Annotated in this window: 8 protein-coding genes; all 8 read left to right on the forward strand. The window is 46.5% G+C overall.

The features are described 5' to 3' along the window. Nucleotides 1-7 precede the first annotated feature (7 nt). Complete coding sequence (locus FE296_RS18335; protein WP_150365908.1) at nt 8-7,753, forward strand: SDR family NAD(P)-dependent oxidoreductase; 7,746 nt, start codon at nt 8-10, stop codon at nt 7,751-7,753. Continuing rightward, a complete protein-coding gene (locus FE296_RS18340; RefSeq protein ID WP_150365909.1) occupies nt 7,731-16,724 on the forward strand; it encodes an SDR family NAD(P)-dependent oxidoreductase in 8,994 nt (2,997 codons plus the stop codon). The genes FE296_RS18335 and FE296_RS18340 overlap by 23 nt, the downstream gene beginning before the upstream one ends. Nucleotides 16,725-16,751: 27 nt before the next feature. After that, entirely contained in the window at nt 16,752-17,603 is an 852-nt protein-coding gene (locus FE296_RS18345) for a 3-hydroxyacyl-CoA dehydrogenase family protein (protein ID WP_150365910.1), read from the forward strand. Nucleotides 17,604-17,638: 35 nt separating this feature from the next. Next, nucleotides 17,639-17,872: an acyl carrier protein gene (locus FE296_RS18350; protein WP_017686948.1), complete on the forward strand. Its 234-nt coding sequence runs from the start codon at nt 17,639-17,641 to the stop codon at nt 17,870-17,872. 58 nt (nt 17,873-17,930) lie between these two features. Further along, on the forward strand, nt 17,931-19,001 hold the full coding sequence (locus FE296_RS18355; RefSeq protein WP_124115729.1) for an HAD-IIIC family phosphatase: 1,071 nt from the start codon (nt 17,931-17,933) through the stop codon (nt 18,999-19,001). A gap of 30 nt (nt 19,002-19,031) precedes the next feature. Then, a complete protein-coding gene (gene fabD / locus FE296_RS18360) occupies nt 19,032-20,306 on the forward strand; it encodes an ACP S-malonyltransferase (RefSeq protein WP_124115730.1) in 1,275 nt (424 codons plus the stop codon). An 86-nt stretch (nt 20,307-20,392) separates the two neighbouring features. Next, nucleotides 20,393-21,373, forward strand: coding sequence for an ABC transporter ATP-binding protein (locus FE296_RS18365; protein WP_124115731.1), 981 nt, complete (start codon nt 20,393-20,395; stop codon nt 21,371-21,373). Beyond that, nucleotides 21,370-22,242: an ABC transporter permease gene (locus FE296_RS18370; RefSeq protein ID WP_124115732.1), complete on the forward strand. Its 873-nt coding sequence runs from the start codon at nt 21,370-21,372 to the stop codon at nt 22,240-22,242. Before FE296_RS18365 ends, FE296_RS18370 begins: the two co-directional genes overlap by 4 nt. Nucleotides 22,243-22,264 lie beyond the last annotated feature (22 nt).

Here is a 22,264-nt window from a genome sequence, read left to right on the forward strand (position 1 = left end):
GAGCAAAATGAGAAAAGGATTAATGGGAAGTATTAAACTGGATGATCTCCTGGAATCCGGGGCAGAATCGGTCGATATCGAAAGTGTTTCGACTAAGGACATTGCCATTATTGGAATGTCCGGCAGATTCCCGGGTGCAGAGGAACTCGAGACATATTGGAGCAATCTGGTTAACGGTGTGGACAGTATCAGCGATTTTCCCGCAGAACGACAATCTTTCACAGATTATTATATGAAGACACGGGGAGAGTCGGTCGCATATACCAAAGCAGGGTTTTTGAATCATATTGACCGATTCGATTATCGTTTCTTCAACCTGTCTCCCCGTGAAGCTTCTCTCATGGACCCCAATCAGCGGTTGTTTCTTGAAACGGCCTGGCATGCCATTGAGAATTCGGGATATGGAGGCGGTAAACTTAAAGGAAGCAACACAGGTGTATACGTTGGGTTTCGTAACGATGAAGTATATGACTACAAAAGATTAATCACTGACTTGGAACCGCAGGCAGATCCCAGTGCAGTTCCAGGTAATCTGGCCTCCATTCTGGCTAGCCGGATTTCTTACTTGCTGGATCTGAAGGGGCCGAGCCTTTGTCTCGATACAGCATGCTCATCTTCTCTCGTAGCCATCCATCTCGCGTCCCAGGCCATTCGAAACGGAGATTGTGATCTGGCTGTCGCTGGTGGCGTAAAGATACGTTTGTTTCCCCTGGATGAAGGGAACAAGCTTGGTGTGGAAGCGCCAGATGGCAAAGTGAAGGCGTTCGATGCAGATTCGGATGGGACGGTGTGGGGTGAAGGCGCTGCTGCTATTATCCTCAAACCTTTGAACAAAGCACTCAGGGATCGAGACCATATTTACGCAGTCATTAAAGGAAGTGCTGTGAATCAGGATGGAACTTCCGTAGGCATCACAGCGCCTAATACCGCTTCACAGACAGATTTGCTGGTGAAAGCATGGCAAAATGCGGGGATTAACCCGGAGACGCTAAATTATATTGAAACACATGGTACAGGGACAGATATGGGAGATCCCATAGAGTTTGAGGCCATTCGCAGAGCTTTCCAAAAGTTTACGAACAAGAAACAATTCTGTGCTATCGGTTCAGTGAAGACGAATGTGGGCCACTTGGATTGTGTAGCCGGTATGGCTTCGCTTTTCAAGGTTATTATGGGAATGCGTGAAGGCATGATGCCACCCACACTTCATTTTCAGCGTCAAAACTCAAAAATCAACTTTGAAGATTCTCCGGTCTATCTCAACACACGCCCTAGAATATGGTATGCCGAAGGAGCTCCACGCAGATGTGGTGTCAGCGCGTTTGGTCTAAGTGGAACCAATAGTCACATTGTAGTTGAAGAGCCGCCACGTTATCACAGGGCAGATACCGCAACGATCCCGGATATGCAAATTTTGACGATCTCTGCCAAAAGTGCTGCCAGCTTAACAAAGCTGGTGCATGCCTATCAGGCCTTGCTCGTTTCAGATCCTGAACTTTCGCTGGCAGATCTATCATTTTCGGCTAATACCGGACGGGGTCACTATACTCAAAGGCTTGCGATCACTTACAGTGATCGCAAGGATTTGGAAAGAAAATTGAAGCTGGTATCAGACGCAAATGGGGGTCCAGATCTCGAGATAAACGGAGTGCGTACAGGCATGCATCGGATTATAACAGCGGGTGCAGGGGAGTCCACGCGAAGTACAGGGGAAATCACGGAGCAGGAGGCCAGACTACTTGGACAGAAGGCCAAGGCATGGCTTGCTGAACCTCATCTTCATCCGAAGCAAGTGCTGTTGGAGGCCATTTGTGATTTGTATGTTCAGGGAGCCGATGTGAGTTGGGAGGATCTGTACAGAGAAAAGTCTGTGCGCAGAATTCCACTTCCTTCATACCAGTTTGAACCGAACATATGCTGGCTGGACTGGAAATCGGACATGGATCAACGCCAGACAGATGACATGGCTCGGAGCATGTATAGAACACGCTGGATCGCGGACTCTTTGGAACTACCCAAACCCGATGAGTCGCAGCAGCCAATTGATGATGGGATAACCCTGATATTGCGAAAAGATAAAGACCTTGAAGGCGAAAGGCTACAAACCACCTTGCGTAATCTGGGACGAAAGCTGGTATCCGTGACATTTGACGGAGATGTTGCTGTTATGGAAGGTCTCTCAGGTCTAGTGCAACTTTCTTCAGAGGATGCTTATGATCACCTGCTTGGTGCACTGCCTTTCAATGATATAACCCGGGTTATTCATCTACTGAGCTCAACGCCCAGAACGCAGGTACACAATCTGGCGGATCTTTCTCAGGCAGAAATAGAGGGTCCTCTGAGTCTGTTCAGACTGGTCAAATCCCTTGTGCAGAGAGCAGTGTCTGGCCCTGTAGAAATATCAATTGCTACGACAACTGCTTATCAAGTGACGGGGGACGAAGTGGAACTGTACCCTGAGCACGCTGCCTTGATCGGCTGGGCTAACGTTATAGGAAAGGAATATCCGCATATCCGTTGTCAGTGCATTGACAGAGATGAATATAGTTCACTTGAATCTATTCCGGAGTTGGTTGGTGGCATAGGCATCTCCAACGAGAATTCTGCCTATCGGAATGGGATTCGTTATGTTGAACAGCTGGATGAATGGAACACGGAGACTCAGGAAAATAGGGACTGGCAACTGGTTGAAGATGGAGTATACATCATAACTGGTGGAGCAGGGGGCATAGGTTCAGAGATTGGGAGATGGATGGCTGGTCAGGCAAAGGTACGAATTGTCCTACTGGGACGGACAGAATTACCCAACAGAGAGCAATGGCCAATGCTTCGTAAGAATGGGAAAGACCTAACTGCTGTTCAGCAGATTATTCGTGAAATAGATGCCATGGAAAGTCTCGGAGCAATGGTAACTTATTTTAGCGTAGATGTATCCGATGAAATGCGTCTTACCCATACGTTGGATGATATCAGAAAAACGTTTGGTTCTATACGTGGAATTGTGCATTGTGCAGGAACGGGCAGTGATCTGTTTACCGATCAGAAGAGTGAAGATGACGTCAAGCGCACGTTGGCTCCCAAGATCAGGGGGACATGGCTGCTTGATCAACTTACCCGACAAGATCAGCCTGATTTTATGCTGTTATGTTCTTCTGTCGCTACAACATTCAGCACGTTGACGATGGGAGATTACGTTGCAGCCAATGCCTACCTGGATACGTTCGCTGCACAACGAACCAAGCAGGGACTTCACACACTCGCCATTAACTGGGTGACCTGGAGGGAGCGGGGAATGGCAGCACGCTCGGGTTTTACGGCGGATACTATATTTAAGGCCATTTTGCCTGAACAGGCGATCCATACTCTCGCAGACGTTGTTACTCAAAAAGTAGAACGCGTTATTATCGGAGAATTAAACATAGATGGTGGGGGCATTCCTTTACTCGAACGTTCAGGGATTCGGGTTGCTCCACATTTGCTCGAACGATTGAAGAGAATGAAGTCTACGACCAGGTCTATAGCAGATATGGCTTCTACCCGATCAATTTCACAACATGGCACGGGTCAGGTGATCCTCACGGGAAAAGAAAAAGAGGATTACACCGAAGCAGAACGACGTGTCGCTGATGTTTGCAGACAGGTATTGGGTTTCGAGGAAATTAACATCCATGAGAATTTCTTTGAACTGGGAGCCGATTCCCTCTTGTTAAAAACGATGCATGCCAGATTGGAACTGCTTGATCCAGGTTCGCTTATGATTACGGACCTGTTTGAGCACGCAACGGTTTATAAGCTGGCCCGTTTTCTGGTAGATAAACGCCAGGGAAGCAACAACATGACACATCATGCAACGATGAAAGGAACGGAACAGGACATAGCCATTATTGGCATTTCCGTCAAACTGCCTAACGCCAACAACACTGATGAATTCTGGGACAATATTCGCAACGGGTTGGATTGCAGGACCGCATTGTCTGCAGAACGAAAGGATGCCATTGATCGCTATATTCGATATAAACAGTTTCCTGAAGGCAGCGTTGCTCTTGTGGAAGGGTCGTATATTGATGAGATTGATAAGTTCGATAGTACCTTTTTCCGTTTGTCTCCCAAGGAAGCAAGCCTGATGGACCCGCATCAGCGTCTCTTCCTGCAGGCATGCTGGGAAGCAGTTGAAGATGCCGGTTGTGTAGAAGACATTAGTGGAAGTCATACCGGGGTGTTTGTTGGCTACTCGCCGAATATTCGCGATATGTATTCACGCCTTATTTATGAAACCAATCCGACTCTGCTATCCAGCGCTATGGTGGGCAACACAGCAGCAGTTACCTCTGGAAGAGTATCTTATATGCTGGACTTGAAAGGGCCATCGATGGTCGTAGATACAGCCTGTTCATCATCCCTCGTTGCTGTAGATGCCGCTTGTCAATCGATTCGTAGCGGCAAGTGTGAAATGGCCATAGCTGGTGGGATTAAAATCCATACTATGCCGATTCATCACACGAATACACGCATGGGAATAGGCATGGAATCCATGGATGGAATCACTCGTGCATTTGATGAGGAATCGGAAGGGACGGGATTTGGCGAAGGCATTGGTGTAATCATGCTCAAACCACTCGAAAAAGCTAAACAGGATGGCGACCAAATCTATGCGGTCATTAAGGGATCAGCATCCAATCAGGATGGCAGTTCTGCCGGGATGACAGCACCAAATCCGGCGGCTCAGGAAGACGTGATTCGCAAAGCATGGGATGATGCCGGCATTGATCCTGCGACTATTGGTTATGTGGAAGCCCACGGGACGGGTACACCTTTAGGGGACCCGATCGAAGTAAACAGTTTGACAAATGCATTCCGTATGTTCACCGACAAACGAAATTTCTGTGCGATTGGATCTGTCAAAGCCAATATGGGTCATCTGCTTGAAGCAGCGGGAATCGTCGGGTTGATCAAAACTGCGTTGGCACTTAAAAACAAGGAATTGCCTGCAACGATTCACTTTAATCGACCCAATGAAAATATCCCGTTTTACGATTCTGCCATATACGTCAACACCGTTACTCGTAAGTGGGAGGTTGAAGGCCATCCGCGGCGAGCTGGCGTCAGTGCGTTTGGCATGAGCGGAACCAATGCCCATATTGTGCTGGAAGAGCCACCGACAGACTATATCCATAAAGAACTGTCTGACCATGTTCCTCACGTTGGGCCACAGATGTTCATGCTTTCGGCCAAATCACGTGAGAGCTTGCAGCAACTTGTTACAAGGTACGTTGCATATGGTCCGCAATTATTACAAATGGATTTGCAGGATATTTGTTACACGGTCCAAGCTGGGCGCAGTCATTATCCGCATCGATTAATTTTTGCAGTGAATACGACAATGGAGCTTGTTTCCCGTTTGAATGAATTGAACCGGCTCTACTTTTGGGAGTCTGAACTGGGCGAAGCAGGCAAGGTTTTCTATCGTTATGGAGAACACCGATTGGTATCAGGTACGGATGGGATTAGACGTCCGGATGATCTTACTCTGGTTCAGAAGGAAAATTTGAACGCCGAAATTCAAGAAGTCGCATTAGCGTGGAAGAACGGCCTCTACAGGGACGAATCCATGCAGGTCAAAATTAATGAGTTGTATTCGGCGGGCGCAGATTTGCCACCATTATTATGGAATGACGGACAGGCACCTCGTAAAGTGCGGCTCCCGGTGTATGCTTTCGAGCGTAAGACACACTGGCTGGACATACCCGACATCGCTCCGGTAAAAGTGGAACATATGGAACAACCATTTCATGTTATTCGTTGGGTTAACACGCCATCCACCGATGGGACATCATGGATGTCATCCGAATCTGGAGATGTATTATTGTTCACAGGAAAAACTGCTCTTTCGGCATCGATCTATGAGAGATTACTAGCTGCGGGTCGGAAGGTTGTAAGAGTAGAGATTGGACTTCAAAAGGATTCTACTCCAGACGATGGATGGTATGGCGTTGATTCAAATAAACAGGCGTATGAGGATTTGTTAACCGATCTTCAATCTGAGTATCAATTCACACATATTATCCATATGTCAACAACTGAGCAAGCAGTATTTCCTGAGAGTATCGAACAATTAGAGGTGACCCAGCAGCGTGGGGCTCGCAGCCTGATGTATCTTGCACAGGCACTGGCACATGTGGGTTATGAACGCGGACTGAGCCTTACGCTGGTATCTGATTATGTGAACGAAGTGACAGGCAATGAACGTGTCCTTCAGCCGCAACAAGCTCCTTTTATGGGAATGGGACGGGTTGTAGGTCAGGAATTGATGGGCATATCCTGCAAGTTTCTGGACGTGGATGATGTTGTCTCTGCTGAAGATGTGTTACAAGAGATTGGCCGAAAGTCTGATTTATATCTTGTTGCTTACCGGGAAGGTACTCGTTATGAGGAGCAGTTCGAGACTTTGGACGATACAACGGTGATCGGCCATTCGCCAGCAATTCAAAATGACGGTGTATATGTGATTACTGGCGGCACGAAAGGCATTGGACTGGAAGTTGCCCAGTACTTGGCTGACAAGGGAGCAGGACATGTTGCTTTGCTTGCCCGTTCACCTTTTCCGACGCGTGACCAGTGGACTGAATGGCTTGATCAGAACAGAGACAGGGAAGTGTGCGAGACAATAAATCGGGTGATGGATCTGGAGAAGAAAGGAACGTCATGTTCATTTTATCAAGTGGATATCGGGCATCTGGATAGGCTACGTGAGGTATTTGATGAACTTCGACATACCTGCGGTCCCATTCGTGGCGTAGTCCACAGTGCCGGTGTACCTGGTGAAGGCATGCTGATGCGCAAGACGGAGGAACAGTTCTCAGCGGTGACAGGTCCCAAAGTCCAAGGAACATGGGCGCTTGATCAGGTCACGCTTGAGGATAATCTTGACTTCTTCCTGCTCTTTTCCACGATCTCTTCGGTGTTTGCTGCTCCGGGCCAAGGGGACTATGCTGCTGCCAATGCATACCTGGATGCATTTGCTGCATATCGAAACAAGCTTGGGAAACGAACCCTAACTATGAATTGGAACACATGGCGAGATACGGGGATGGGCGTTCGTTACGGTATCAATGTGGATGGCGTATTCTCCGCCATTCCTACGGAGCAGGGCATTGCATGGCTGGATCGTGCGATGGGAATGACCTTGAACCGGGTGATCGTCGGCGAGATCAATCGTGAAAGCAAATTGCTTGGCATGATGTCAAGTGTTGCTGTGAGATTATCTGATGACCTGAAATCCCTCGCTACTGATGAGAAGACTGTTTTTACTGAAACTCAGAACCAGACCGGTTATGCAGAAGTTACTCTGGATGGCAGGACAGGAGAAGGAGCATATAGCGATGCTGAAGATCTGATTGCCAAAATCTTCGGTTCGGTACTAGGGTTCAGTGAAATCAATATTTATGACAGTTTCTTCGAATTAGGGGGAGATTCGATCATGTTGGGCCAGATGCATGAGTTATTGGATCGGCATTTCCCCAATAAGATCAAACTGGTAGATCTGTTCGAATATACAACTGTAGACAAACTCAGCAATTACATTGCAGGCAATGAGCAACATATCCTGCAAGCTGCACCGATAACATCCGCATCAGAAGAGCAGGACGGAGATTGGAATGACTCATTAAGCCATATGCTGGACAAGTTGCAGGACGGGGAAGTATCTGTCGAAGACATTCTTCATCGTTTGGATGAAATACGGCCAGGGGAGTGAGCTTGTGGAGAAAGTCTACAAACATGTTGTTGAAAACATAGCCTCCGGCAAAATTGACAAAGTGACGGGGATTCAGGTCATCAATCTGCTGAAGCAGGAAGAAGCAAATCATCAAGAGGATATAGCAGTCATAGGCATGAGCCTTAAATTTCCCCATGCAAATCGCCCGGAGGAATACTGGCACATTGTTGAGCAGGGGATTGATTGCATAGGCGATTATCCATCTGATCGAAAATCTGTAACGGATGAGTACCTCAGACTAAGCGGATATTCAGACGAATTCCTTCAATATCTGGATGGTGCTTTTCTGGATGAAGTGGATCAATTCGACTATAAGTTCTTCCGTCTCTCGCCAAAAGAGGCCAGTCTGATGGACCCTTGTCATCGTTTATTTTTGCAGACGGCATGGCATGCCATCGAAGATGCCGGTTACGGCGGGCAAAGGCTTGCAGGAAGCAATACCGGCGTCTTTACCGGATTTGCCAATAGCAACAACTATAAGGAAATGATCAAGGATACTAATCCGGAAGAGTTGTCTATTGCGATGACTGGAAATATCGCGTCAATGCTTCCTACCCGCATCTCGTATCTGCTTAATCTAAAAGGACCGACCATGGTAGTGGATACTGCTTGTTCGTCCTCGCTAGTATCCGTTTATCTGGCTTGTAAATCGCTGATGAACGGGGATTGCAACATGGCGATTGCCGGAGGAGTTAAGCTGGATATTTTGCCAGTGGATAATGATTTTCTGAAGATTGGGATTGAATCCACCGACTACCGGACAAGAGCTTTTGATAAAGAAGCAGATGGTTCCGGTATGGGTGAAGGTGTGGCTGCAGTAATTTTGAAGCCGCTTCGTCAGGCTCAGAAGGATGGAGACCACATCTATGGTGTAATCAAAGGCATCGCCTTGAATCAGGATGGAACGTCCATGGGCATCACGGCCCCCAATCCGGTTGCTCAATCCGAAGTAATCGAGGAAGCGTGGAAGCGAGCAGGTATCCATCCGGAATCCCTGGCCTATATTGAAACTCATGGAACAGGAACGAATCTGGGTGACCCTATCGAGATTCAGGGGCTGGAACGTGCTTTTCGAAAATATACGAATAAAAAGCAATTTTGTGCAATCGGTTCGGTCAAAACCAATGTCGGGCATCTGTATGAAACAGCAGGGATGGCCAGTCTGATCAAGGGACTTTTATCATTGTATCATCGGAAACTCCCGCCTTCCCTTCATTTTAATTATCCAAACCTGAATATTGATTTTGGGAATTCACCCGTCTATGTCAATACAAGGTTAAGAGAGTGGGAGCGAGGTGCTGATCCGCGTAGATGCGGGATAAGCACATTTGGTTTGAGCGGAACGAATTGTCATATAGTGCTGGAAGAAGCTCCTGTACAGGCCACACTGACCGTTACGCATGATGGGCATACGGGTGTTCATCCATTCACGTTGTCTGCGGGATCAGTTAATGGAATTCAAATCCTGATGAAACAGTATCTGGACGGAGTATCTGCCTTCCCTGACAGGTATTCATTACTGGATGTGTGTCGAACAGCCAATGCATGTCGCGGACATTATGCTCACCGAGTAATCATTTTGGCTGAACATTTGGAGGATTTGCGCATTAAGCTAACCCAGGTTATATCTGGAGACTTTCACACGTTCACAGCACCATGGTTTCATTATGGGGAACACCGACTGATCAGCGACAATCGGGAAGTTTCAGGGGTACATGATATTACCCAGAAAAACGTTCGTGCGTTAAGTGAAGAGGTCAGACAAGAATTGAACCAGATGAATAAGGCTACATTCGACTGGGGGCGCCTGTGTACTCTTTACGTGCAAGGGGCATCCGTGGACTGGTGGCGTCTGTATGAGGGCAAGTCTACGAAGACCGTACCTCTGGCGGGTTATCCTTTTGATCCACAGAAATGCTGGATTGACATGGGAAGCAGACCAGCAGAAGAGAGTGTCCACCCTGACAACGGATTGTTTTCTCTTACGTGGCATGAGCTTGAGGGAGAGTACGAGGATAACGAAGTTCATTCAAGCGAGAGAGTTGTACTCTTTACGGCTGATGATAAAGTCGGGGCTGACCTTGCATTGCTTTTGCAACAATCGGGCAAGGACGTCATTAGGGTTTGCCCGGGAGATTACTTCGAACAGAGGGACGATACTGATTTTCGAATTGGTTCCAAAGAGGTCGATTTTGATTCTTTAGTCAATGCTTTGGATTCAAAATCATGGTCACAGGTCATCTACGCACCTACCTTTGCTTCCGACACTACTGTTCAGAATCTGGTGGAGTTGAATGAATCGCAGGAACGCGGCGTTTACAGCCTGCTGTATCTGGTTCGTTCATTGAACAGACATGGTATTGATTATGATATGGATATGGTGATTTTGACCCAATGTGTCCATCATGTCACAGGCAAAGAAAAGGCTCTTAGACCTGAGCTCGCACCCCTAGAAGGTCTTGCCAAGGTCATACGCAAGGAGCATCTGAACATACAATGTCGAGTTATCGACCTGGAAGATAAGCTATGGAGCAAGGGGAGTGCAGAGTCTGTTTTCAGAAAAACAGATCACTTCCTTACCGCCATTCGAGACGGAAAACGGTATGTTCAGTCATTCGGTACACTCCAGCCTGTTGCAGAGTCGGACAGTAACAACGGACAATTTCCAGCTCTTCATTCAGAAGGGATATATCTTGTGTCTGGTGGAGCCGGAGGTATCGGGATTGAAGTATCCAAATATTTGGCTGGCAGGGACAAGGTACATCTGGCCTGGATTAATCGTACTGCCTTTCCACCCCGGAAAACATGGGAAGCAATTTTGGAAGCACAGCAGGATCAGTCGTTATGCCGAAAGATTCAGGGAGTGCTTGATATTGAAAATATGGGAGCTACCGTTGAAATATACAGCGCTGACATTTCCAAAAAAGAAGAGATAGTTCCAATTGTAGAAGAGCTGCGTCAACGTCACGGGAAGATTCGGGGGGTTATCCATGGCGCGGGAATCGGAAGATCCGACTTATTAATGAATCGTACGGATGACCAGTTTAAAAGCATCTTCAATCCTAAGGTTATGGGTACACGTATTTTGGATGAAGTTACCCATTCGGATGATCTGGATTTCTTTATTCTGTTTTCTTCGGTAGCAACGATGTTTAGCGGAGCCGTTCAAGGAGATTATACCGCAGCCAATGCTTATCTGGATGCCTACGGGGAATATCGGAACAAGCTCGGCAGAAGGACACATGTGGTGAACTGGACGACCTGGAAAGAAACCGGTATGGCCCTCGAAGGTGGGTTCACAATCGATACCATTTTTAAGACGCTGCCAACCGGTAAGGCTCTTGAAGGGTTCGAGCAGGTGTTATCTCATAATGTACCGAGAGCACTTGTAGGTTATCTCAATTATGAGAACGGTGGGGTCTTCCTGCTCGAAAAATCAGGGGTGATGCTATCTCCTGTGCTGACTGCGCAAATTGAACTATTCAAGGAGAAAAAGAAGCAGGAAAAAGCGACCAAAGCAAAGAGTGCAGCGACAAATCCAGCAGGAGAAGTGAGTTTGACAGGAAGTCTCAACGAAGAGTTTAGTGATACGGAAAAACGTGTAGCCGAATGTTGCAGAAAAATATTGGGTTTTGATCAAATCGATATTCACGACAACTTCTTTGAACTAGGTGCGGACTCTATTCTGCTGATGAAAATTCAGAGTGAGATTGAGCGGATTTTTCCAGGAGCCATTAATGTTACGGATCTGTTCGAATACTCGAATGTTCATCATCTCGCAAAATTTATCGGTGGAAAAAACAAGAAGGAGGAACAGCGTCCTTCTCCAGCGATGCATCTCAAGAAGCGTACTGCGGCGGAACGAGATGGAGATATTGCGATTATCGGCATGGCTGTGAATGTGCCGCTTGCTTCCACACCTGAGGAGCTGTGGGCGCATCTCGTCAACGGCACGGATCTGGTTCGGTCGTTTCCGGAATCGAGAAAAGTGGATATTGACAAGCATTTTGCGTTCACAGGTCATGACCAGACACAGATGAAATACAACGAGAACGCGTATCTGGAAGACATAGACAAGTTTGATGCAGGTTTCTTTCGGTTATCGCCCAAGGAAGCAAGTCTTATGGATCCCAATCAGCGATTATTTCTTGAAGCTGCGTGGACTGCAATTGAGGATGCAGGGTATGGCGGCACCAGATTGAGTGGTAGTAAAACGGGCGTATATCTTGGATATGCGGCAACCTTGCGAGATCTGTATGCACGTCTCTTATATGAAGTTGATCCTGGGAGCGGTTCAAGCTCCATGGTGGGTAATCTGACAGCCATGATGTCTGCGCGGATCTCATATTTATTGGATCTAAAGGGTCCAAGCATGGTTATTGATACGGCCTGTTCATCTTCATTGGTGTCTGTAGACATGGCTTGCAAAGCTATTCGTAGTGGACAATGTGATTATGCACTGGCTGGCGGAATCAAGATTAATCTGTGCCCGGTGGATGATGAAAATATGAAACTTGGCATTGAGTCTACAGATCATCGCTCCAAAGCTTTTGATGATGAAGCAGATGGAGCAGGTATTGGAGAAGGGGTTGCAGTGGTACTGCTGAAATCACTTCAGCAGGCATTGGATGACCATGATTCGATCCATGCTGTAATTAAAGGCGGGGCTGTGAATCAGGATGGCAGTTCAATAGGCATCACGGCACCTAATCCGGCATCTCAAACAGAGGTGATTATATCTGCTTTGGAGGATGCAGGAGTTGAACCGGAGACAATCACCTACATTGAAACACATGGCACGGGCACGACATTGGGAGATCCGATTGAAATTAAGGGCATATCCGATGCACTGTCGAGCTACACAGATCGCAAGCAGTTCTGTGCGGTGAGTTCCATCAAGACCAACTTGGGGCATTCTTCGGAGGCTGCTGGAGTGATTAGTTTGGTGAAGGCGGTTATGGCACTGCGTGAGAAAAAGCTTCCTCCGACGCTGTACTTTAATCGACCTAATCGAATGATTGAATTTTCCAATTCACCGGTCTTTGTGAATACCCGTCTGCGTACTTGGCATTCCGAGGAAGGACCGCGACGTTGTGGGATCAGCGCGTTTGGGATTAGTGGAACCAATTGTCACGTTATCCTGGAAGAGGCCCCTGTACAAACATTTGTCCAAGCTGAGGAACGCAGACCTTATATTTTGCCTCTTTCCGCCAAAAGTAAAGACTCTCTGTCCAGATTGATCGCAGCTTATCATGATTATCTCGATAGTTACGATGAACTGGATTTGTTAAGCCTGTGCGGAACAGCTGCTCAGGGAAGAGGACACTACAAGTTGCGTATCGCCATTGCTTTTAAAGACAAAGAAGAGCTGTTAGCCCGATTGGACAAGCTGCGTGAATGCCCGTTTAGCGAGATTAAACCGCCCGTTGCTTATGCATCTGAACATCGGATGGTTCCCGAGACGAAGGAGCCTGGTGTTGGCGAATTGACGGAACGAAAACTTCGTGAACTAAACGAGAAATCAGATAGGGTACTGAATCTCATTAACGACCACGGATGGGAAGATCAGCACTTGGAGGAAATATCGATTCTTTATACAGAGGGAGCCAACATTGATTGGTCAAGATTGTATGCAGAAGAGGAAACCTTCCGGCTCCATCTTCCAACGTATCCTTACGAGCGTAATCGTTGCTGGATTGATATTCCCGAACGAGTTGCGGTTCAATCATCCGTTGTGCAGAAGGAAGAACCAACAATGCATTACACCATTGGCTGGGTGGAAGCGAAAAATCCTGAGAGGCTTATTCCGAATCCGCAAACCGTCTTGCTTTTGAAGGGGACAATTCCGTTATGTGACAGTCTCTCGCGGGAACTTACTGAACGTGGGGCACATGTAATTGAAGTTACTCTTGGTGCAACATATGCGAAGATCTCTCCGGTTCATTATCAGATCGATGGTTCGGAGGATCAGTTTCTGCAATTATTGAAGGCTACGAAGAATCACAGAATAGATCAGATTATTCACACCTTTACCATAAATGGTCATACAGCACCCGAGAGTCCGAAGGAACTGGAGGATGCCTTATCCCAAGGTGTGCATAGCTTGTTTTACCTCACGAAAGCCATTGCAGGTGCAGGATTGCGAAATCGAATGCGCATTGTTCTGTTATCCCAGTATGTTAACGAAGTTAGCGGCCACGAATTACACCTTGCTCCTGAATATGCAACGATGTTTGGCTTGGGCAAAGCGATTGGACAAGAGCATCCTCAGCTGGAATGCAAAGTCATGGATATAGATGATGACACCGCTATTCCTATTTTGCTTAATGCAATGAATGCAGATGATGTTTTCTACTCCACTGCTTATCGGAATGGTCAACGATATGTGGAAGAGTTTGGGAAAACAGATCTGTTGGGAGCTGAGCTCTCCGATGTAACCATTAAGGAGCAGGGGGTCTATCTGATCACCGGTGGAATGGGCGGCATTGGTCGAGCGTTTGCAGAACATTTTGCTAACAAACACAACGTTACCTTGATTCTTGCAGGCAGATCGGAATTCCCTGATCGGGAAACATGGCCAGCCATTTTGGAGAATAACAAGGATCAGGAACAATGCAACAAAATTAGATGGATACAATCGATTGAGAACAAAGGTTCCACAGTAGGTCTTTACAGCGTGGATACAGGTGATCTTCAACAAGTATCAAGACTCATCGAGAACATCAGAGAGCAGTATGGCAAAGTGGATGGCATTGTTCATGGGGCAGGGGTAGCTGGTGAAGGATTCCTTGCGTCCAAGGATGCGGAGACCTTTAACCGTGTGTTGCTTCCGAAAGTCCAGGGAACCTGGAATATGGATCAGGCAACAGCCCACGACTCTCTGGATTTTCTTGTTCTGTTCTCAACCACTTCAACATTATTCAGCTCTCCGGGTCAAGGAGATTACTCAGCAGCGAATAGCTATCTGGATGCTTATGCAGCGTATCGCAATCGCAGGGGTGGACGAACATTAACGATCAATTGGGTGGCCTGGAAAGAGACCGGGATGGCCAAAGATTTTGGCGTAAATGACGACATGGTGTTCAAGTCTGTTTTAACAAAGTCTGCATTAAAGGCCTTTGACCAGGCTTTTCAGCGTAAAGTGCATCGGTCTATCATCGGCGAACTGAATTATGACTCGGAATATATGGCCTACGTAGGTGACATGCCAATGATGATGTCGGAGGAAGTATACAACACGATTCAGGATCAAAGTGCCAGCGTGATTGCTGAAGTGGAGATGAGAAAGGCAACGCTGAAAAAAGAAGTCTCGTTACACGGCCGCAATGATGGTCAATATACAGCCATGGAACAGATGTTATCCCGGATTTGGTCACTTCATTTGGGACTGACAGAAATGGATCTCTATGATGATTTTTACGAATATGGCGGTGATTCCATTATTGGACTCAAGATGGCATCGGATATATACAGGGAAACGGGGATACAGGTTAATCCTTCGGATGTGCTGCAATATCCGACGATCTGGGGACTGGGAGTGCACCTGCAATCTCTGGTCGATGTGGAGAATGCAACAGTGGGACAACAGTCCATTCCTCATGCAGAAGCCAAAGAAGAATATCCACTTTCATCAGCTCAAAAAAGGATATTCTACCTTTGTACTCAGGACCCGGACAACATCAGCTATAACCTGAACAAGGCGTTGATTATGGAGGGGAATTTTGACCCTTTCACGTTGAATGGTTATATCAACACTCTGATTCAGCGCCATGAATCGTTCCGTACATCATTTCACTGGGAACAAGGAGAGCCGATTCAGAGAATTCACGAGAACGTGGATTTTTCGATCGAAACGTTGCCAGATGTCATTCGTGGAACGGAAGCAGTGGAGGATGTAGTGAAGCAGTTTGTCCAACCGTTTGATCTGGAAGCGGCACCGCTGATTCGCATGATTGTCGGTTCGTTGGATGACGGTCGTCATCTGTTGATGTTCGATGTGCATCACTTGGTTACAGATGGTATGTCGATGGACAATATGATGCACGAAATTACGTCAATGTACAGTGGTTCACCCCTGCCGGATATTCCTTATCAGTATAGGGATTACTCGGAATGGAGCAACCATTATCAGCAATCGGATTCGATTAAATCACAGGAAGCCTTCTGGCTGGAAACGCTGAAAGGGCCATTGCCCACACTGCAACTTCCAACAGACTTTTCACGGCCTGATCGAAAAACCTATGATGGAGCCAAAATGACTTTTTATGCCGACGGCGTACTCACTGCTCGTATAGCCAAGCTCGGAGCACGTACAGGAACCACGCTATACATGTTGCTCTTATCTGCCTTAAATGTCCTGTTGCATAAATATACGAACCAGAGTGATATACTCATCGGTTCGCCTGTAACGGGTCGCCAACAGGGTAACTTTGATGCCACCATTGGCATGTTCGTGAATACAATTGTCCTGAGAAACGAACCTGTGCCTGATGACTCATTCAGAGAGTTACTTCTGGACGTGAAGCAGCGTACGTTATCGGCTTTTGCACACCAGGATTGTCAATTCGACCGGATTGTACAGCTTGTGAACAGTACACGCGATCCGAGCAGGAACCCCCTGTTCGATGTGTATTTTGCACTGCAAAATGTAGGGATGTACACCGGAGAGATTGAGGCTTTCAAAGGCACATTATTCGATTATGACAGTGGGGTTTCAAGGTTTGATCTGGCACTGGATGCGATTGAGCGGGAGGGTACGATCGAATTTATTTTGGAATATAATACGAGCTTGTTCTTGCCCAACACAGCAGAGCATATCGCCAAAGATTATGTGAAGATTCTTGAGATCATTTCAGAACAGCCGGATACATTGATCTATGATATCGAACTTGATCGTGTCAGGGAAATAACGGATGAAGCTGCAGATGAAGAAGTGAATTTCAATTTCTAGCCAGATTGCAGAAGGGCGTTGATAGGGATGAAGGTTGGTGTTATCGGAGCAGGAGTCATGGGAAAAGGGGTTGCGCAGAGCCTTGCGCAGTCCCGGCACAACGTGGTTTTGATCGACGTGAATGAGGAAATTTTGGATCAGGCGAGAACAGCCTTGTTTACCAACATCCGGTTTTCCGGCTTCTATAACAAGGATGCTGATGCCGAAGACCCGGATACTGTGCTCTCACGTGTGGAGTTTACGACACATTATGATTCGCTGAGCGATGCAGAATTTATTATTGAGAACGTGCCTGAGCAATGGGATGTGAAAAAAGAGGTCTATGCACAGCTTGAAAACTATTGCCCCGATTCTTGCATTTATTTGGTCAATACATCATGCATTTCGATTACAAAAGTGGGCTCCATCACCAAACGGCCGGACAAGGTCATCGGTGTGCATTTTATGAATCCAGTCCCGTTAAAACCGGTAGTCGAAGCTATTCAGGGTTATCACACTTCGGATACAACGATTGAAGCAACCAGATCCCTGCTCCATACCATGGGCAAAGAAGCCATACTGGTACAAGATCTTCCCGGTTTTGTATCCAACCGAATATCCCATCTTCTAATGAATGAAGCTGCCTTTGTCGTTCAGGATCAGGTAGCTTCACCGGAAGAGGTTGATGATATATTCGTCAAATGTTTTGGACATAAGATGGGCCCGCTTCACACAGCGGATTTGATTGGTCTAGATACTGTGGTTCATTCATTGGATGTACTCTATGAGAGTTATCAGGACCCGAAATATAGAGTATGTCCCTTGCTTCGCAAGATGGTGGATGCCGGATTGTTAGGAGCAAAAAGCGGTCAAGGCTTCTTTGAGCACGTGATTCTGTAAGTGTATCGACTATAAATTATACGAGGTGACTGTGCATGGAGTCCAAAGTCAAAGTAAAAACATTTCTGAGTCGTTTCTATCGCAAACGTGAAATTCAGGATGATGAGGATATTTTTGAATTGGGTTTTGCCAATTCCTTGTTTGCAATGCAGATGGTGATGTTTCTGGAGAAAGAATTCAACATTCGGATTGAGACCCAGGATATGGATCTGAGCAATTTCCGTACGTTGAACAAGATTAATGAACTGATTGAACGAAAGACAGCATAGACTGCCTGAAGGTCTTGAAGCAATAGTTTGGAACAATATGCGAAGGAGGGGTTCAGGTATGGGTGATCCATCGGTAAGTTCGGTAATGGACAAGCAAAAGCAAGAGAAGGTGAAGCTGGTCGTCTGGGATCTGGATAATACAATCTGGGAAGGTGTCCTTCTGGAAGATGAGAATGTTGTCTTGAAAGAGGGAATTATTGATGTGATCCGGACACTGGACGAGCGCGGAGTTCTGCAATCCATCGCCAGTAAAAATGACCATCAGACAGCCATGGAGAAGCTTGAGGAATTCGGAATTCATGAATATTTCCTATACCCCCAGATCCACTGGAATTCCAAGTCGAGCTCCATTCAATCCATCATAACTTCCATTAATATCGGAGCGAATACGGTTGCTTTTGTGGATGATCAGATGTTTGAGCTGGAAGAGGTACAGTTTGAGCATGCTGAAGTTCGATGCATAGATGCTGCCCAGTACCTGGACATTCCCGATATGGAGATGATGAATCCCCGTTTTATTACAGAGGACTCCAGACTTCGCCGTTTAATGTACAAAAGCGATGAGATCCGTAATAAGGCGGAAGAGGAATTCACAGGTCCCAAAGATGACTTTCTGGCTTCACTTGGCATGACATTTACGATTTCTCCCCTCAAGGGAGATGATCTGCAGCGTGCAGAAGAGTTAACGGTGCGGACTCATCAGCTGAACACCACAGGGTATACCTATTCCTATGAAGATCTGGAACAACTCAGTCAATCTCCTAATCACAAACTTCTCATTACAGGACTGGAAGACAAGTATGGAGCATATGGAAAAATTGGACTCGCTTTGCTTGAGATGGAAGAGGAGTACTGGACCGTGAAGCTGCTGCTGATGTCTTGCCGTGTAATGTCACGAGGGGTAGGCACGATTCTCATGAATTATATCCTGGAACAGGCGAAAGAAGCCGGGGTCAAGATACGGGCTGAATTCAAAATGACCGATCGTAATCGGATGATGTATCTGACCTATAAATTTGGCGGATTCAAAGAAATCCATCAGGAAGAGGACCTTGTCATTTTTGAACACGACATGAGCTATATTCAGAAAATTCCTTCATATGTGGAACTGAACATTATTAATAATTAATATACCAACCCTATTAATGGAGGTTACGACATGGAAAAAATAGCACTGCTGTTTCCGGGACAAGGTTCTCAGTATGTAGGAATGGGAAAGAGTTTCTATGATCAATATAGCATTGCCAAGCAAACGTACGAGGAAGCGAGTGACGTTGCAGGTGTGGATCTGGCAAAACTATGTTTTGAAGGAAGTCTATCTGAACTGAATCAGAATGAGAACATGCAACCTGCTCTTCTGGCAACGAATGTAGCGGCTTTCAGAGTATATATGGAGGAAGTGGGGATTCGACCACAATTCTGTGCAGGTCACAGTATGGGTGAATATTCGGCGTTGGTATGTTCAGGGGCCATGACATTTTCCGACGCTGTTCGAATCACCAAATTGCGTGGTGCAATGATGCAGCTTCATATTGATCGGGGGACAGGATCAATGACCATTATGGACGGTATTGACGCATCCATTGTGGAGCAACTCTGTGAACAATACAGCGGCGAGCAGGGTGTAGCTGTGGTCTCCTGTTATAATTCGCCAACACAAGCTGCCGTATCCGGTCATCAATACGTACTGGAGGAGATCGAAGCAGCCGTATTGGATGCCGATGGTCAGGTTACTCCCCTAATGTCCAGTGCACCCATTCATAGTTCGCTGATGGCGGAAGATGCAGAGCGCCTCGGTCAAGAACTGGCAAAGTATTCGTACAATATGTTCAAATGGCCGGTACTATCCAATGTTACAGGTCAACCTTATGGTGATGTGGAGCGAATTCCGGGATTGCTGACAGATCAGATGGTCAAACCTGTGCAATGGACACGGATTCTTCAATACCTTGAGCGTTTCGGTGTCACACTTGCCATCGAAATGGGACCCAAAAATGTACTGAACAAATTGACCAAAACGAACTGTCCTGATATCAATTCGCTTTGTTTTGGCGAAAAAGCGGAACGTCAGAAATTGATCAGCATGTTTCAAGCGGATGGCAAGAAGAAAAAAGGAGTACCGACAGTCATAACTAAATGTTTAGCCATTGCAGTGGCAACGCCGAACCAGAATTGGGATGAAGCAGAGTATCAACAAGGTGTTGTTCAGCGTTACAAACGAATCCAGGCAATTCAGGAGCAGGTTGAAAATGCGGGGGACAAACCCTCCAAAGAGCAAATGATAGAAGCGTTGGAACTGCTCAAGGGCATCTTTGAAACTAAAAAGTTACCTGTTAAAGAAAGAAATCAGTGGATGAATCATATCATTGATGATACTGGACATCACTACGAACTGTCTGAGTATCTGGTACACGAAGCTGTCGGCGTAAAGTGATTACATTAGGGGCGAATACGCTGTAATAGCGTATTCGCCCTCCCATGAATTCAGCAATACAGGCAATACATAAAGGGGGAAAACAAGTGAGAGTACTATCCGCGGAGAACGTCACTAAGTCCTATGGTAAACATCTAGCGTTAGATAACATGTCCTTTGAGCTTCGCAAGGGTGAGATCCACACAATTCTGGGCACCAACGGTTCAGGGAAAACAACATTTATTAAAGTCCTGGCGACCTTGTTGACCAAGGACTCCGGAATTGTCAATATCGGCGGCTACGATTTGGATACCGATGCGAACATTATCAGGAGACTAATTGGATACGTGGGTCAAGACACTGAACGCTCTGCTTATGCGAGATTAACTGTTCGAGAGAACTTGATATTCTTTGGAAGACTTACCGGACTTAGCAAACAAGAGATCTCAAACCAGATTGACAAATTAAGTGCGTATCTGGATTTCTCGGAACATCTGAACAAGCAATTTATGCAATTATCGGGAGGCCAAAAGCAAACCGTTGTCATTATGCGAGCCTTGCTGCATGATCCTGAAGTGATATATCTGGATGAACCGACCAAGGGCCTGGACCCCGTGATCTCGAGGCGTGTACGTGAGTTCATTAAAAGTTATGTGCGGGATGAGGGGAAATCCATTATTCTGACCTCTCACATTCTGACTGAGGTAGAAGACATGACGGACCGGGTGTCCCTGATGCGCAAAGGGACGCTCCTTAAAACAGGTACAATTGCCGAACTAAAATCCAATCTGGGCGCAGTCGAATTCATCGACATTCCCAGAGCAGACTTGCCCCCTTCCATTCAGGAGCGAATCACTGCTCTGCCGGAGGTAGCTTCCACAATTATTCGTGAGGAGGAAGACACGATTTCCTTCGGAATCACGAACCTGTACGACGGGATGGGCGCGGTTATTAGTGAATTAAAAGAAGGAAATATCCATACAACCATTCAGCATAGACAACTAACACTTGAAGATTTGTTTGTTCAGCTCTATGTGAAGTCTGATGAGAATTTAGAGTACACATTGGCAGGAGGCAGAGAATCGTGAGTATCGAATACGCTAAAACCGGGACAGGTCAGGAAACGCTAAAGCTGCAAGCGATAGGTAAACCTACCGGATTTTTCACCGTCGTGTGGGCAACAACCGTGAAGGAATTGCAGATTGCTGTAAGGTATCTGCCCAACTTCTTCGGTAACTTCCTACAGTTGGGTCTACGAGTACTCTTTTTTCTGCTGATGTCCACGTTTGTTGTATACGAGGGAGAGAATATACTTCAAGGAGATAACCTGTTTATCTTTTATCTGGGTGCAATACTTGTATGGTTGTTCTACGGAGTAGCGTTAAACGCTCCGCTCGGCGCCGTGACGAACGATCTCCATAACGGCACATTGGAGTATCTGTACTGCAATCCAATCTCTCGTTATGCGTATTATGTAGGGACGGTTGTAGCCAGTGCATTAATGAATGTCATTGTGTTCATACCGATGTATATCCTGCTTGTTCTGTACGCAGGTCTCAACTTTGCTGAATCCATGATGATTCTAGTCACCTGCCTTGTGGTCATCGTTGCATTAATGGCGCTTGGCGTCATGATTGCACTACTGGGGATTCTGTACCGCCAGGTCTCATCCATTGTGGGTATTTTGTTTATCATGTTTGAATTTGTAGCAGGTGCTTATTTCCCAGTGGACCAGTTTCCTGCAGTCGTTCGTTGGATTGCATATCTCCTGCCTTATACCTGGGGGTATGATATGGTGCGTTATTACAGTTTCAAAACAGAGTGGGTGCCCCTTGCACCGATCTGGATGGAATGGTGCATCCTTATCTTTTTTGCCATTTCGTATACAATCATCTCAATTGTTATGCTGCGCAAGGTAGAAAAGATGGCAAAGAAAAAAGGTCTCAACCTAATCTGATTATTCTTGATCCCAAAGAGAA

The organism is Paenibacillus sp. UASWS1643 (genome assembly GCF_008693195.1).
Lineage (GTDB): Bacteria > Bacillota > Bacilli > Paenibacillales > Paenibacillaceae > Paenibacillus > Paenibacillus amylolyticus_B.

Excerpts from the sequence above, each read along its gene's own strand:
- FE296_RS18335 (WP_150365908.1), top strand. The coding sequence starts at position 8 with ATGAGAAAAGGATTAATGGGAAGTATTAAACTGGATGATCTCCTGGAA.
- FE296_RS18340 (WP_150365909.1), top strand. The coding sequence starts at position 7,731 with ATGAAATACGGCCAGGGGAGTGAGCTTGTGGAGAAAGTCTACAAACAT.
- FE296_RS18345 (WP_150365910.1), top strand. The coding sequence starts at position 16,752 with ATGAAGGTTGGTGTTATCGGAGCAGGAGTCATGGGAAAAGGGGTTGCG.
- FE296_RS18350 (WP_017686948.1), top strand. The coding sequence starts at position 17,639 with ATGGAGTCCAAAGTCAAAGTAAAAACATTTCTGAGTCGTTTCTATCGC.
- FE296_RS18355 (WP_124115729.1), top strand. The coding sequence starts at position 17,931 with ATGGGTGATCCATCGGTAAGTTCGGTAATGGACAAGCAAAAGCAAGAG.
- fabD (WP_124115730.1), top strand. The coding sequence starts at position 19,032 with ATGGAAAAAATAGCACTGCTGTTTCCGGGACAAGGTTCTCAGTATGTA.